Genomic DNA, 15250 nt, shown 5'->3' on the forward strand with positions numbered 1-15250 from the left:
CCTCTACAGTTATGTTTTTATGTTTTACTTCTCTATCTATGCATTTATATTTTGATATTTTACTCTTCTAGTAGTTGTTTTGCAGTTGGGAACTGCTCTATATTTGTATGTGGTAAGAAGCATGCAGAAATAAATTCGTCCATGTAACTTGGATAAACACTAAGTTCAACATAAGTTATTTGTCTACCTATTTCTTCAAGTTTATTTTTGGCATCTTTACTTATAAGAGCCAAGTAAGAACCAACAAGTGAACTATTTCCTATATAAGTAAATTTCTCTCTATCGATATCAGGAAGTAATCCTATAATTATTGAATTTTCTATATCTAAGTTATTTCCTATACCACCTGCTATATAAACTCTATCTAATATACTAAAATCCATACCCAAGCTATCTACAAGAGTATATGCTCCTGAATATATAGCTCCTTTAGCTCTAATGAAATTATCTATGTCCACTTCATTTACTACTATATCATTTTCCAAATCGAATTCTTCTTTAAATGCTAATACATACTCTCCTATTTCATGTTCATTAAATCTAACTCTCTTATTGTTTAAATCTCTGTATATCTTACCTCTTCTATCTATTACACCCTTAGTAATCATTTGGCAAATTAAATCAATTATACCAGAACCACATATACCAACTGGCGCACATTCATCTATTATTTTTAATGTAGGCTCTAAAGTTTCTTTATCAATAGCCACCTTTTCTATTGCTCCTGCTGATGCTCTCATCCCACAGCTTATGCCTCCACCTTCAAATGCAGGACCTGCTGAACATGCACAGCTCATCATATAGTCTTGATTTCCAAATACTATCTCTCCATTGGTACCTAAATCTATAAATAAAACATTTTCTTCACTTGACCATATCCCTGCTGATAATACCCCTGCTGTTATGTCTCCTCCTACATAACTTGCTACAGATGGAGCTAAGTACACATATGCACTGTCATTTACAAAAAGGCCTACATTTTCACCCATAAGTTTTGGAGATTTTAAAAATGGAGGTATATAAGGTTCTTGTCTTAAAAAGTCTGTATACACCCCTAAGAATAAACTTGTCATAGTTGTGTTTCCAGCAGCTACTAAAGTGACTACATCCTCCTTATTTATGCCATTTCTTTCATATAATGTTTTTAATAGAGGATTTATAGTTTCATCAACTATAGCTTTGTGTAAAGTTTCTAATCCGTTTTTCTTAGTCGAATATATAATTCTATTTATAACATCTGCTCCATATTTTATCTGAGCATTTCCAGATGATGCTTTATCTACTACTTCTTTTGAATATAAGTCTACTAAACATACAACTACTGAAGTTGTACCAATATCTATTGCAACTCCATACAGAGAATTTTCCTTATTTCCTTCTTCTATATTTATGATTGTAAGTTTCTTTTGTTTTTGAACATATGTTATTGTAACTTTAAAATCGCTCTTTCTAAATATCGTTGGCATCTTTCTAAGTATATCTAATCTAAAATCTATTTCATTGTACCCCAGATGATTTCTAACATGTCTTTCTAATCTATCTACATCACTTATATTATCATCTAAGTTTGGTTCTTCCATTTCTATGTATTTCTTCTTTATATTTGTCTTAAACTGTAAGTTATGCTTTTCTATTATTTTTTTAGCTCTCTCAAAAATTTCTCTATCTTTTTGTTTGTTACTACCTTCTATCTTCATACCATGCATAGAAGATGATACTTTAGAAGGAACTTCAATTTCTATATCTGAGATTACTTTTGTACAACAAGCTAATATATAACCTTGCTCCCATTCGTTATCTGTTATATGTCTTGTTTTTTCTGTATCAACCTTACCTTTTAACAACTTCACCTTACATTTACCACAAGATACATTTCCATTACAAGGAGCATCTATGAATATATCTGCATTTCTTGCTACTTCTAGTAATATATCTCCCTCGTTACAATAAACTTCTTTATTGTTTGGCATAAAATTTACCTTTATCATGATATCCCTCCCAATTTGTTCTATATATTATAAAAGGAAAGTATAGCTAAATTTGCGTGCACTCAAATTTTACTATACTTTCCCCAATTATAATAATATCCCTAGTCTTTAATTATTCTAATCCAGCCTCGTATTCTTTATCACTTAATAACGTATCAAGCTCAGCAACATCAGCTAGTTTTACTTTTAATATCCAGTTTTCGTATGGGTCTTCATTTATACATTCTGGCTCATCTTCTAATTTTTCATTAACTTCTAATACTTCACCATTAACAGGAGATATTAAATCAGAAGCTACTTTAGAAGATTCAACTACTCCAAAATCTACTCCCTTAGTTACAGTATCTTCTACTTCTGGTGTTTCAACAAATAATATTTCTCCTAATTGATCTTGAGCATAATCTGTTATACCTATATATACAACATCTCCATCAATTACTTTTACCCATTCATGATCTTTAGAGTATTTTAATTCTGGTAATAATTTCATTTCGATAGACCCCCAATATTATATTATTGATTAATTTATTTAAATCATATTAATATTATATCACATTATTTTAAATTTTCCATCAATTACATTACACTTTCCATAGCTAATGCTGGATGACCTTTTTCTTCTAAGAAAGCTAATACACCTTCAGAATCGTCAGCTATAGTTTCGTCACAAATCATATCACAGAAGTTTTCTATTCCAGTCATTTCTTTAACTGTAGCATTTAATTTATCAGCTACATAATCTTTTAATTCTTTTGGCATCCAAACTATTCTTTCTGGTCCACCTTCTGCATAAGCGAATTTTTTAGAAGATATGAAGTGTCTTCCGTGTCCCATGAATCCTGGAGTTTGAACTCCTCCACCTGTCATAGAAGCAAGTTCTCCGAAAGTCATACCAACTGGAGTAACGCTTGGGAATTCTCTGTTAACTACAACAAATCCATTTGCTTCTGGCATTATACCACAGATACACTCGAAACATCCACAAGAAGTCATAGGGTCTTCTAATATAGAGTATAATGTAACAGCTTCAACTGCACCTTGAGATATTTGGTTTACAGTTTCATTTACAGAGTTCCATACACCTGTTCTATCGTCTAAACATTCACCTTTTTCTATTGGTTGACAAGGACCTGTAGGGTCTAATTCTTTAGTAGCTTTAGCATCTAACCAGCTAACTGCTCCACAAAGACCAAGTCTTTCAGGAGTAACAACACAAACGTGAGCTGGTGCAAATGATTGACATAAGTTACAAGAATAGAAAGTCTCTACACTTTCATCAACCAATGAAGCTAATCTCTCATCTCTAGCATTGTATTTAGCTATTGCCTCACCTTTTAATTCAGAAACTTTTTCAGCATCTGTAATTATAGTTATTTCACACTTATCAACAACTGATTCAAATTCATCTAACATCTTAGCATATAAAACTTCTCCTATATGCTCAAGTCTAAAGCCTTTATCAAATGCATCTTTAGAGATTCTTACCCAAGCCATATCTCTTTGTCCAACGTGCATTACACCTTCTATATAGTTTAAGAAGTAGTGGAAACGTCTTTCAAGAACTGGTTCGAAATCTTCTTGCATGTTTTTACCAGCTATCTTAACTATTACAGCAAGTGGTAATCTTAATACACCATCTGCTTCAACTTCATCTATGTTTGGTCCTATTATTTCTATCTTATGGTCTTCAACTTCAGTTGCTTCTTTCTTAACAACAAGCTCCCAAGCTTCAGTTTTATTTCCACCAAATTCAGCAAACATGTCGCTCTTTCTAATTCTTTCACCTTCAAATGCTGCTGCAAATGAAACTGGTATAGGTATTTCAGTAACTTTTATTTTTATTCCTCTAGCTTCTAATGAAGTAGCCACTATCTTATCATAATCTTTTTGAGTTAATAAGTTCATTGGAACTTCAAGAACAGTTTGGTCAGTTATAACTGGGAATCCTAAAGCTATTGCTCCAGCACCTGCAGATACAACTAATTCACTTAATGGTCCAAATGCATTTACAAATGCAGGAACTCTATTAGCTGTGTATTCTAATAATCCGTTTAAATCACCAGGAGTTAATCCACCGAATATTAATGCTGCTCTTACTGCAACAGATACAACGTGGATAACAGAAGTTACATCATATCCTAGAGGTATAACTCTTAGCTCAAGACCCATTTTTACTCCAGCTTCTATAGCTTGGTCTATAACCTTACCAACTAAGAAAGTTAATAAACCTTTAGATTGGTAATCTTTTATAACTTTTGCTGCTGATTCAGCATCAGGACATTCACCAAGAACAACTGCAACACCAGGTATATCTCCTGTAACTAGTGGTACACCAAGTGATCTGATTATAGGGTCAGTTATATGACCTGCACATGGCTCACTATATGGAGCATCTATAGTTGAGTATTTTAATGCTTCAATTACTTCTGCCGCTAAAGCAGTAGCTAAACCAGCATTAAAAGCATGTTCTAATAAATGCGTTCTATTGATTAAAGATTTTACTACTTCTAAAGCACCTTCTAAGTCCCCTAAAGTGTTCATTTTTTGTCCTGTTGCAGCATATATACAAGGTAATGAATATGCTGTATCAGGGAAAGCTACTTTATGTTCTTTTCCGTTTTTTTCTATAGCTTCAGCTAGCATAGCTTGAGCTGCACCCAAAGCTTGTTCTGACCCTGTAAAGATTATATTATATAGATTCATTCTATTTCCCCCTTTAATATTTACACCTATTTTTTATTAACTATACCCTAAAAACCCTAGAAAGCAAATCCACCTTCATTTAACTCTAAGAAAGAGTCTGCATATAAAGATGCCCCGTTGATTATGTCACAAGATTTTACAGTTTTCATTAATTCTGGGTCACATGGATTCATTATAGCTGAACTAAATCCATTAGCCATTGCCATTGCTAAGAATGCACTATCTAAAACAGGTCTAACATGTTTAGGACATCCATTAGATACATTAGATAATCCTCCTGTAGTTAAAAGTCCCATTTCAGTCATCATTTTTATAGCTTCTAAAACTTCTACTTGTTTTTCTTGCATACCCTTTATAACTAAGCATAATGGGTCAAATAATATATCAGTTGGCTCCATTCCTAGCATTAAGCCTTTTTCTAGTATTTCTTGGCAGTAAGCCATACGTTCATCGTTATCTCTTGGGATACCTTCTTTTGCACATAAACCTATAACCATTGATTCATATTCAGCTGCTATATCTATTAAATCAAATCTTGAACCAGCATCAGCAGAGTTTATTATTGGTTTTGCATTAGTTCTATCATAAACTTTAAGTCCAGCTTCGATAGCCTTTTTATTAGCTGTATCTAATGCTATAGGAACATTGTTAAATTCAGATTGAAGTAGCTTAACTCCCCATGTCATTATCTCTTCGCCATCTCTTTCAGCAGGTCCTATATTGAAATCTATATAGTGTGCTCCTGCTTCTAATTGTTCTTTTGCTCTTTTTAATATTGGAGCTGGATCTCTTTCTGCTAATGCCTTTCTTATTGAAGGTGAGATACAGTGTATTCTTTCACCTATAATCATAAATTTTTCCATTTATAATGTCCCCCTTTAAATTTAATATTAATAGTTAGTTAATATTTTATTAGTTTGTTTGGCATGCTTTTTCTTGGTATCCTTTTAAGAACTTAGGTAATTCCATAGATTCTTCTGGTCCTATAACTACATTCCATCCTGGTAAGTTATCTTCTATATCACCTTTAAGTACTGCAACTTTTCCTGGAATGATAATGTCTTTACAATTAGTTACTTCTTCTACTTTACTTTCTTTAATGAAAGCAGATATTGAATTTCCACCAAATTTACCAGCAGCCCAAGATGTAAGAACTGAATATCCACCTGCATCTGGTATTACTAACCATACTGGAACTTTTGATCTTTCTATATCTCCAGCAACTATGAAATAAGTTAATGCAAAGTCAACAGTAACTAGTACTGGAGAATTTTCATCTGGGTTATTAATTGGGTAAATCTTTGGTTCAACTCTCATTGGTCTTTGTGGGTCAGTGTATATATTTTGTCTTAATGCAAATAATGGTAATGCTTTAGCATAACTAATATCATCTATTACTATTATAGAACCATATTTTATAGTAAATATTGATGATAAAGCAATTTCCATCATAGGATTTGAGTTAGATAATCTATTTGCAAACACTATTGAAGGATATCCAAATGTTCTATCTTGTTCTTTTAAAGCTATTCTTCTAACTTGCACAGCATTAGTGTAAGTATCTTTTATATTTTCTCCAGTTACATCTAATACTAATTCTTTATATCCAGCAGATTGAACTAATTCAACTGTTTCATATAATTCTTCTAAGCTAGCGGCTTTTACTCCTAATGGTAAGTTTGCTCCTTTAACTACTTCTATCATATCTTTGTAGTTATCTTTAGTTGCTCCATATACCATTGGTCTAGCATCTTTTAATACTTCAACAGCTTCTTTTATTGCTTGTGCATCATCACAAGCTAAAATATAAGCTACTTCTAATCCACTACCTTTTATTTTGTCTATTAGTTTTAAATATGCATCTTTGTCTCCACAGTATTCTAAAACAACCATTTCAACTTTCATTTGTTCACCAATTCTTATATAGTCAACTTTTTTCATGTTAGCTATTTTAGCGTCTACTGCTTCATCACTCATACAAGTACAGAATGAAACTGCATATCTATTTCTACTTACTAATGTTTTTTCATGTCTAAATAATACTGTTTCCCCACCTAGTTCATATTCAGATGCTCCAGCACCAACTTTTAATGCTTTCATTAAAGGTGCAGTAGCTTCTGATAGTTTCGCTATAGCGTCATCAGACATATGTGGGCATTTACCTACTTCTACAGCTCCTGAAGCAACCTTCATAGAGAAAGCCATACAAGTTGGGAATCCACAATCCTTACAGTTTTTCTTTGGTGTTAATTTAAATATATCTAAAGCTTTTAATGCCATTATTTTCTCCCCCTAACCTTAACAATTTAATTAAGCTAATGCGTTAACCAATTCTTTTATAGTTTCTATTGATTTTGGATGACGAAGTATAACTGCGTTTGAACCACCTACTAAAACACTTGCTGCAGTTGAAACTTCCATTGCTATAGTTCTTTCTTCTGGACAACCCCAATCTGGCTCATCTTCCACTGGAGCTATAGCTTCTTTAACATGACCTACTTCGAAAGCTACTGGTGTTATGATAGGCATTTGTAATGTCTTATCATTTTGACCAAATGCTGCAAGTCTAATTCTATCCATAGTAGATGCAACATATTCATATCCATAACCAACTGCTGAACATCCAACATTCATAACTATATTTTCACCTTTAACGCCTAATTGAGTTAACAGTACGTTTAATTGTTTTGCTAGGTTTATATCAACAGAAGATTCTGCTCCAACTTTGTGTGAATAAGCCATTCCAGCTGATGCTCCTACTCCTTTGTAGTTATCTTCTACTGCTGACATAAATAGACAGTTATGACCATCCAATGTTTGAGCTAATTTTTCAAACAGTTTACCATCTTTTTCATGATTTCCTGAACCAGCTACTACTAAAGGCAATGTTATTGCTTCAACTACTGCTTTAGCCACTTCAGCACAGTCATCAACTGATTTATCTAATCCATTTGGGTCAGAACCATCAAATTTTAAACAAATAAAATCTGCTTGTGTATTAGCTTCAACATATTTAGCCCATTCTACTGGACAATTAGCTACATCTTTGTATAACTCTTTATATGAATCAGTCCAGCTTTCAGGATAAACGTCTGATATTTGTATACCTATTTTTGGAGTATTCCCTACTTCTCCATCAAAACTATAAAAAGGTAATACATTTTCCCCACCTAATTTAATTGCTTTTTCCCCTATTCCTACTTCAACTTCTGATATTTTTCCAGAATATTTTTGAGTAGACATTTTAAATGCCATATTTTTTTCCCCCTTAAGCCTATTTTAATTCTAATTTAGCAAAAATTTCTTTCATAGCCACTTTAGATTTTGAATCTTCAGGTAAATCAACTAAAGGAATACCTGTAGAATCATATTCATATATCAATTCATCCATAGGTACAACACCGATTAGCTCTAGGTTATGTTTTTCTATTTCCTCTTTGACACCATCATTCATAACCCCATTTGGAACCTTATTTACAATTAGAAGTATTCTTCCAACATTTAATTTTAGTTCCTCAGCTAAATCTCTTATTCTAGCAACAGCTTGTATACTACGTCTTGAGCAATCACTAACCAATAAAAGCGTATCAACATGTCTAGTAACTTTTCTGCTTAGATGTTCCATACCAGCTTCGTTGTCCATGACTAAGTATTTGTAGTGACCAGATATTTTGTTTACTTGTTCTCTAAGTATCCCATTTACAAAACAGTAACATCCTTCCCCTTCTGATCTCCCCATTACTAATAAGTCATATCCTTCGCCTTCTTCAATTATAGAATTTAATCTAAATTGTAGATATTGTGCTTTTGTCATACCGCCTGGGAATGCATTGCCTAACTTTTCTCTTTGATTTACTTCTTCTCTTATTTCTCCTATTGTTGCTTCAACTTCAATACCTAATACTTCATTTATGTTAGCATTAGCATCAGCATCTACAACCAATACTGGTCCCTTATTGTCCTTAACCAAATAATCAATCAAAAGCCCTGTGAGACTTGTTTTACCAGTTCCACCTTTTCCTGCAACAGCTATATTGTATCCCATTTTAAGACTTCCCCCTTAAATCTAGCCACAGAGCCTTATGTACTCTGTTTACTTATTATAATTTAGGTACAGAATGAACACATTCTCCATGTACATCATGAAGTGCTTCCATTAGTCCTTCAGATAAACTTGGATGTGGATGTATTGCATCCCCTACTTGTTCTACAGTTAATCCTAGATGAACAGCAAGTGATAACTCTGTTAATAAATCTGTAGCATGAGGACCTACTACTGCTGCACCTATTATTTTATCTGTTTCTTTATCAGCTATTATTTTTACAAATCCTTGGAAATGTCCTATAGCCTGTGCTTTTCCAAGTCCTCTAAAATCAAATTGACCTACATTGTATTCTACACCTTCAGCTTCAAGTTGTTTTTCAGTTTTACCAACACCAGCAACTTCAGGTTCAGTATAAACACATCTTGGAATTGCTCTATAATCTACTACTTTAGTTTTTCCTAAAGCATTTTCAACTGCAACAATACCTTCTTTAGAAGCAACATGTGCTAAGAAAGGAGTATCTATTATATCACCTATTGCATATATACCTTCTACATTAGTTTCAAGATGCTCATTAACTACTACTTTTCCTCTTTCCATTTCAATTCCTATATCTTCTACTCCAGAATTATCAAGGTTAGGTCTTCTACCAACACATACTAATGCATATTGTGCTTCTATAACCTTTCCATTAGAAAGAGTTGCAACAGCTTTACCATCAACTACTTCACAAGTTTGTACTCCAATACCTGTAATAACTTTAATCTTATCTTTCTTAAATTGTCTAAGTAGTTGTTTAGCTACATCTTTATCTTCATTTAATAGTATCTGGTCAACCATTTCAACTATAGTTACTTCTGTTCCTAAGGCTCTAAAGAATTGCCCTATTTCACATCCTATAACTCCACCACCTACTATTAACATAGACTCAGGTATATCTTCAAGTCCAAGAACTTCATCACTAGTTATTACAATTTTTCCATCATATGGGAACATTCTTGGTACAACTGGAACAGAACCATTAGCTAGTATTATCTTATCCGCTTTTATAGATTCTACTGTTCCATCATCTTTTGTTACTTCTATAGTATTTTTATCAATCAATTTTCCAAAACCATTAACTAGTTTTACGCCTCTTTTTTCAAATAGGAATTCTATACCACTTATTAATTGATTTACAACTTTATTTTTTCTTTCCATTATAGCAGTGAAATTTGGTGTAACTGTACCATCTATCTCTATACCAAAATCCTTTGCTTCCCTCACAGTATTTAATACCCCTGAAGAAGCAAGAAGTGCTTTAGTTGGTATACATCCTGCATTTAAGCAAGTTCCTCCAACTCTTCTTTTTTCAATAACTGTTACCTCTGCACCAAGCATAGAAGCTTTTATAGCTGCTACATATCCTCCTGGTCCACCACCTACTACTACTATTTTCATCCTTAATTCCCCCAAACCTTATAATCTACAATCTTGTAATACTATAAACCTGCGGCATCTAGTATAGCAGGTATATTTTCTTCTGCCCCAATTGCCATTATATGAACACCATCACATAAATCTTCTTCTTTTAATTGTTTGATAAGTTCTCCTGCCATTTTTATTCCCTCACTTACCCAGTTTTCTTTTCCAGCTGCTCTTAATCTTTCGATTTGTTCATCTGGCACAAATATTCCTGGTACATTTGCAGTCATAAATTTAGCCATTCCTGGAGATTTTAAAGGTACTATTCCTGCTAATACCTTACAATCCATATCCCTTGTTAGTTCTCTAAACTTTCTCATTGTATTTATGTCATAAAGTGCTTGAGTTTGGAAAAATTTAGCTCCAGCTTTTATTTTCTTTTGCATTTTTAATAATTGAACTTCTATTGGAGAATATTCTGGAGTTACTGATGCTCCTAGATAAAAATCTGGAGAACCTTTTAATTTATTACCAGCCATATCCGTACCTGCCATTAGAGTTTCAGCAGTTTGAAGTATCCCTACAGAGTCTAAATCAAATACTCCTTTAGCCTGTGGATGGTCTCCTACGCTAGTATGGTCTCCTGTTAATGCCAACAAACTGTTTATTCCAAATACACCTGCTGACAACATTTCTCCTTGTATAGCTATCCTATTTCTATCTCTCCCCGTTATTTGAATCACTGGCTCTAATCCAGCATCTTTTAGTAATTTACATGTAGCAAGAGAAGTTGCTCTCATAACTGCTGATTGAAAGTCTGTTACATTTGCTGCGTGAACTCTTCCAACTAACGGCTTCGCACACTCAATTAAATGTGAAAGGTCAGTCCCTTTTGGAGGAGCCATCTCAGTAGTAACTGCAAATTTTCCACTCTCTAGTGTTTCTCTTAATAAGCTCATCTCTAATCCCCCTTTTAACCTTCTAAAAAAAACTTTTATGAATTCGCTGTTGCTTCTTTCTTTTTCTTTGCACTTAAGCTTCTTGGATTATTTTGCTTAGAATAGTCTTTTGGTGGTCTTATTTCTGCTAAATTCTCTAATTGCCCTATAGATTCCAATCTTTCATATATTTTTATCCAAGCACAATCATTTTCTGGATTTACTTCACATTTACCATTTTTAGCTCCACCACAAGCCCCATTCATAAGACCTTTAGCACACATAGTTACTGGACATATTCCACCTGTCCAACCAAGTTCACAGTCTCCACAAGCTTTACAAGCTTCTTCATATTCTCCAACCCTTTGTACTTCCCCTATAAACAAAGTGTTGTTAGCTGGATAAACTGGTTTATTTTTTAGGTTTTTAACTATTGTTTGTGTTCCATCTCCACATGCTAAAGATAAAACTGCATCAGCTTCTTTAGTTTCTTCTTTTAGAGCCTTTAAGTCCTTTTTAGACTTTAAAAGGTTACAAGCAGGATCAAGCATTACATATCCTAAGATTTTTTTGCCTTCACCTTCAAGAGTTTCCTTCATTTTTAGAACTTCTTCTTCTCCACCACTCTTACAAGTCGCTGCACATTGATTACAACCAACTAAAACTAGCTTGTCAAAATTCTTTAAGTACCCTAGCACTTCTTCCAATGGTTTATTTTCAGAAATTATCATATCTACTTCCCCCCTAAACCTTCCACAATATCTATCTATTTATTGTTTTGCAACTTACAAGCTTTAACTACGTGTTTTGCAAGTATAGATGTTGTAACTGAACCAACCCCCGCTGGAACTGGAGTTATCATCGATACTTTATTTAAAACTGCATTTGTATCAACATCTCCACATAAATTTCCTTCTTCATCAACATTTATACCAACGTCTATAACTACTGCTCCATCTTTCACAAAACTTTCATCTACCATCTTAGCTCTACCAATAGCTGCTATCAATACGTCTGCTTCCGCAGCTACATCTGATAAGTTTTTAGTCTTTGAATGGCATATTGTAACAGTTGCATGTTCACTTAATAAAAGCATTGATACTGGCTTCCCAACTACCATTGATCTTCCAAGAACTGTTACCTTACTTCCTTTTAAATCAACATTATAATGTTTTAATATTTCTACTACTGCTGTAGGAGTACATGGTGGGAATCCACTCTTATCACCTTCCATGACTTTAGCAGAGTTTATTGGACTAAAACAATCTACATCTTTTTCTGGCGCAATGACATATTTTATAACTTCTTCATTTAAGTGTTTTGGAAGTGGTCTAAAACATAATATACCATTAACATCCTTATCATCATTAGCTTTCTTTAAAACATCAATATATTCTTCTTGAGTTATATCTTCAGCTAATTCCAACACTTCAGTTGTTATACCAATGTTTTGACATCTTTTTAGTGCTCCTCTTTCATATGATAAATCATCGCTTCTTGCTCCAACTCTAACTATTGTTAGCTTAGGATTTATACCTTCTTTAACTAGTAACTCGACTTCTTTTATTAAGTCTTCACTAATCTTATCAGCTACAGGTTTTCCTTTTATAATCTGTCCTTTAGTTGACATTACTTCCATATATTCACAACTCCCCTACAAGCAAACTTAAATTAATTTATTCTATATACCACATATTAATAACATAGTATTTACTTTCGTCATTTAAAAATTATTTTCCAAGAGCTTTTTCAACTTTAGCATAAACTTCATCACAAGTTTTAACGCCATCTTCAACTAATTTATCTACTTCTGTTTTTACTTTACTAACATATTCTTGATCTTGTATAGAATTTATATTTATAACTACATTTAATTGTCCACCAAGTATAGCAGCTCTTAAACATTGAACCCCTACACCAACATCGCTTATAGCAAGTCTTGAACCTTTATCAACTAAATCTTCATGTAACTTAATAGCTTCATAACAAACTCTTACTATATTTAATGGCACTTCACAAGCAACTTTTAGTGCTTTTTCCATTGTTTCTGCTTTTATTCTTTTTTCTTCTTCTGTTTCTTTAGGAAGCCCATAAGCTTTTGATAATGGTAAGAAACATTCTGCATCATCATCTATCATTTTTAATAAATCTTTTTCTAATTTTCCTGCTTTACTTAATATATCTTTTACACTTTCTTCATACTCAGCATACTTTTTCTTTCCTATTGTAAGATTACATACCATACTCCCTAAAGCCATACCAATTGCACCAACTAGTGCGGCAGCTCCCCCGCCACCTGGTACTGCTTCTTTAGAAGATAGTACTTCTACAAAATCAACACAAGTTTTATCTGCTATTTTCATGATAATCCTCCTTAAAAGGATGTAGGAAAATATCTCAAATTATCTTAGAGATATTTCCTACTCTTTATTTATAAATTAATACACTTAGAATAATCCAGCTATTACTCCGTTTTCATCAACATCTATTTTTTCTGCTGCTGGAACTTTTGGTAATCCTGGCATTTTCATTATTTCTCCAGTAAGTGCAACTATAAATCCAGCCCCTGCTGAAATTGATGCTTGTCTTACAGTTATTCTAAATCCTGTTGGTCTACCTAATTTAGTTTGGTCATCAGTTAAAGAATATTGAGTTTTAGCCATACATACTGGAACTTTAGTAAATCCAAGTTTTTCTAAGTTAGCTATTTCTTTATCAGCTTCTGGAGTATAATCTACACCATCTGCTCCATAAATCTTAGTAGCTATAGCATTTATCTTATCTTTTATAGATAAATCATCTTCATAGCAGAATCTAAAATTATTTTCTTCTTCATCTAATAATCTTAAAACTTCTTTAGCTACTGCAATTCCACCTTCTCCACCTTTTGCCCATACTTCAGAAAGAGCAACATTAACGCCTAATTCTTTACACTTGTCTTCAACAAGTTTAAGTTCAGCTTCAGTATCAAGTGGGAATCTGTTTATTGCAACAACTGCTGGTAATCCATATACTTGAGTTATGTTTTCAACATGTTTTAATAAGTTTGGAAGTCCTTTTTCAAGAGCTTCTAGATTTTCTTCATTTAAATCTGTTTTAGCAACTCCGCCATTGTATTTTAATGCTCTTACAGTAGCAACTATTATAACAGCATCTGGTTTTAAGTTTGCCATTCTACATTTTATATCTAAGAATTTTTCTGCTCCAAGGTCAGCACCGAAACCAGCCTCAGTTATTACATAATCTGCAAAGTGCATAGCCATTCTTGTAGCTATAACAGAGTTACATCCATGAGCTATATTTGCAAATGGTCCACCATGTACAAATGATGGTGTTCCTTCAAGAGTTTGAACTAGGTTTGGTTTTAAAGCATCTTTTAATAATGCAGCCATAGCACCGTTAGCTTTTAATTGTCTCGCTGTTACAGGTGCACCTTCGTAGCTATATCCAACGATTATGTTTCCTAATCTTTCTTTTAAGTCAGCTATATCACTTGCCAAACAGAAAGCTGCCATTATTTCAGAAGCAACAGTTATATCAAATCCATCTTGTCTAACTGCTCCATCACCTTTTTTACCCATACCATCAACGATATTTCTAAGTTGTCTATCGTTCATGTCTACACATCTTCTCCAAGTTATTTTCTTAGGGTCTATTCTAAGTTCATTTCCTTGGTGAATATGATTGTCAAGCATAGCAGCTAAAAGGTTATTAGCAGCTCCTATAGCATGAAAATCTCCAGTGAAGTGTAAGTTTATATCTTCCATAGGAACAACTTGTGCATATCCTCCACCAGCTGCCCCTCCTTTAACACCAAATACTGGTCCTAGAGATGGTTCTCTTAAAGCAACTAATACATTTTTATCTAATTTTGCAAATGCATCAGCAACACCGATAGTAGTAGTAGTTTTTCCTTCACCTGCTGGAGTTGGGTTTATAGCTGTAGTTAATATTAACTTAGCTTTTTTCCCAGTTTCTCTTTTTAGAAGATTGTAGTCAACTTTAGCTTTGTATTTACCATATAGTTCTACATCTTCTTCACCTAGTCCTAATTTTTTTGCAACCTCTCTAATATCTTGAGGCTTAGCTTCTTGAGCTATTTCAATGTCAGATTTAAATCCCATAACTGAATCTCCTCCCACAACCTAAATAGATTTAAAATATAATTTTT

The 15250-nt window shown here is 33.3% G+C and carries 13 protein-coding genes; all 13 read right to left on the reverse strand.

Annotation, left to right across the window (positions count from 1 at the left end; all coding sequences use genetic code 11):
• Nucleotides 1-59 precede the first annotated feature (59 nt).
• Complete coding sequence (gene acsV, locus KGF52_RS02635; RefSeq protein WP_227839055.1) at nt 60-1988, reverse strand: corrinoid activation/regeneration protein AcsV; 1929 nt, start codon at nt 1986-1988, stop codon at nt 60-62.
• 112 nt (nt 1989-2100) lie between these two features.
• The gene (gcvH, locus tag KGF52_RS02640) at nt 2101-2478 is read right to left on the reverse strand and encodes a glycine cleavage system protein GcvH (RefSeq protein WP_003418363.1); all 378 of its coding nucleotides are present in this window, start codon (nt 2476-2478) and stop codon (nt 2101-2103) included.
• An 86-nt stretch (nt 2479-2564) separates the two neighbouring features.
• Complete coding sequence (acsB, locus tag KGF52_RS02645; protein ID WP_227839056.1) at nt 2565-4691, reverse strand: acetyl-CoA decarbonylase/synthase complex subunit alpha/beta; 2127 nt, start codon at nt 4689-4691, stop codon at nt 2565-2567.
• A gap of 56 nt (nt 4692-4747) precedes the next feature.
• Nucleotides 4748-5554, reverse strand: coding sequence for a carbon monoxide dehydrogenase/acetyl-CoA synthase methytransferase subunit (gene acsE, locus KGF52_RS02650; RefSeq protein ID WP_227433444.1), 807 nt, complete (start codon nt 5552-5554; stop codon nt 4748-4750).
• A 49-nt stretch (nt 5555-5603) separates the two neighbouring features.
• Nucleotides 5604-6971 carry an acetyl-CoA decarbonylase/synthase complex subunit gamma gene (gene acsC, locus KGF52_RS02655; protein ID WP_227839057.1) on the reverse strand — a complete coding sequence of 456 codons (1368 nt, stop codon included), beginning with the start codon at nt 6969-6971 and terminating at the stop codon, nt 5604-5606.
• Between the two features lie 30 nt (nt 6972-7001).
• Nucleotides 7002-7946: an acetyl-CoA decarbonylase/synthase complex subunit delta gene (gene acsD, locus KGF52_RS02660; protein ID WP_227829474.1), complete on the reverse strand. Its 945-nt coding sequence runs from the start codon at nt 7944-7946 to the stop codon at nt 7002-7004.
• A gap of 19 nt (nt 7947-7965) precedes the next feature.
• Nucleotides 7966-8736 carry a carbon monoxide dehydrogenase accessory protein CooC gene (locus tag KGF52_RS02665; protein ID WP_227829473.1) on the reverse strand — a complete coding sequence of 257 codons (771 nt, stop codon included), beginning with the start codon at nt 8734-8736 and terminating at the stop codon, nt 7966-7968.
• 55 nt (nt 8737-8791) lie between these two features.
• A complete protein-coding gene (gene lpdA / locus KGF52_RS02670; protein WP_227829472.1) occupies nt 8792-10177 on the reverse strand; it encodes a dihydrolipoyl dehydrogenase in 1386 nt (461 codons plus the stop codon).
• A 41-nt stretch (nt 10178-10218) separates the two neighbouring features.
• Nucleotides 10219-11100 (reverse strand): methylenetetrahydrofolate reductase, encoded by an 882-nt coding sequence (locus KGF52_RS02675; RefSeq protein WP_227829471.1) that lies wholly within the window; start codon nt 11098-11100, stop codon nt 10219-10221.
• A 35-nt stretch (nt 11101-11135) separates the two neighbouring features.
• Nucleotides 11136-11810 carry a methylenetetrahydrofolate reductase C-terminal domain-containing protein gene (locus KGF52_RS02680; protein WP_227829470.1) on the reverse strand — a complete coding sequence of 225 codons (675 nt, stop codon included), beginning with the start codon at nt 11808-11810 and terminating at the stop codon, nt 11136-11138.
• A 35-nt stretch (nt 11811-11845) separates the two neighbouring features.
• Complete coding sequence (locus KGF52_RS02685) at nt 11846-12718, reverse strand: tetrahydrofolate dehydrogenase/cyclohydrolase catalytic domain-containing protein (protein WP_227829469.1); 873 nt, start codon at nt 12716-12718, stop codon at nt 11846-11848.
• A 91-nt stretch (nt 12719-12809) separates the two neighbouring features.
• Nucleotides 12810-13442, reverse strand: coding sequence for a cyclodeaminase/cyclohydrolase family protein (locus KGF52_RS02690; RefSeq protein WP_227829468.1), 633 nt, complete (start codon nt 13440-13442; stop codon nt 12810-12812).
• A gap of 84 nt (nt 13443-13526) precedes the next feature.
• Nucleotides 13527-15203, reverse strand: a complete 1677-nt coding sequence (locus KGF52_RS02695) for a formate--tetrahydrofolate ligase (protein WP_227829467.1) — start codon at nt 15201-15203, stop codon at nt 13527-13529.
• Nucleotides 15204-15250: the final 47 nt, after the last annotated feature.

The sequence above is a fragment of the Clostridioides sp. ZZV15-6597 genome, from assembly GCF_020657815.1.
In the GTDB taxonomy this organism is placed as follows: domain Bacteria; phylum Bacillota; class Clostridia; order Peptostreptococcales; family Peptostreptococcaceae; genus Clostridioides.

What these genes read in the sequence shown, in the direction of transcription:
- KGF52_RS02695 (WP_227829467.1), bottom strand. Translation starts at nt 15,203, where the DNA reads ATGGGATTTAAATCTGACATTGAAATAGCTCAAGAAGCTAAGCCTCAA.
- acsV (WP_227839055.1), bottom strand. Translation starts at nt 1,988, where the DNA reads ATGATAAAGGTAAATTTTATGCCAAACAATAAAGAAGTTTATTGTAAC.
- gcvH (WP_003418363.1), bottom strand. Translation starts at nt 2,478, where the DNA reads ATGAAATTATTACCAGAATTAAAATACTCTAAAGATCATGAATGGGTA.
- acsC (WP_227839057.1), bottom strand. Translation starts at nt 6,971, where the DNA reads ATGGCATTAAAAGCTTTAGATATATTTAAATTAACACCAAAGAAAAAC.
- lpdA (WP_227829472.1), bottom strand. Translation starts at nt 10,177, where the DNA reads ATGAAAATAGTAGTAGTAGGTGGTGGACCAGGAGGATATGTAGCAGCT.
- KGF52_RS02680 (WP_227829470.1), bottom strand. Translation starts at nt 11,810, where the DNA reads ATGATAATTTCTGAAAATAAACCATTGGAAGAAGTGCTAGGGTACTTA.
- acsB (WP_227839056.1), bottom strand. Translation starts at nt 4,691, where the DNA reads ATGAATCTATATAATATAATCTTTACAGGGTCAGAACAAGCTTTGGGT.
- acsD (WP_227829474.1), bottom strand. Translation starts at nt 7,946, where the DNA reads ATGGCATTTAAAATGTCTACTCAAAAATATTCTGGAAAAATATCAGAA.
- KGF52_RS02685 (WP_227829469.1), bottom strand. Translation starts at nt 12,718, where the DNA reads ATGGAAGTAATGTCAACTAAAGGACAGATTATAAAAGGAAAACCTGTA.
- KGF52_RS02665 (WP_227829473.1), bottom strand. Translation starts at nt 8,736, where the DNA reads ATGGGATACAATATAGCTGTTGCAGGAAAAGGTGGAACTGGTAAAACA.
- acsE (WP_227433444.1), bottom strand. Translation starts at nt 5,554, where the DNA reads ATGGAAAAATTTATGATTATAGGTGAAAGAATACACTGTATCTCACCT.
- KGF52_RS02675 (WP_227829471.1), bottom strand. Translation starts at nt 11,100, where the DNA reads ATGAGCTTATTAAGAGAAACACTAGAGAGTGGAAAATTTGCAGTTACT.
- KGF52_RS02690 (WP_227829468.1), bottom strand. Translation starts at nt 13,442, where the DNA reads ATGAAAATAGCAGATAAAACTTGTGTTGATTTTGTAGAAGTACTATCT.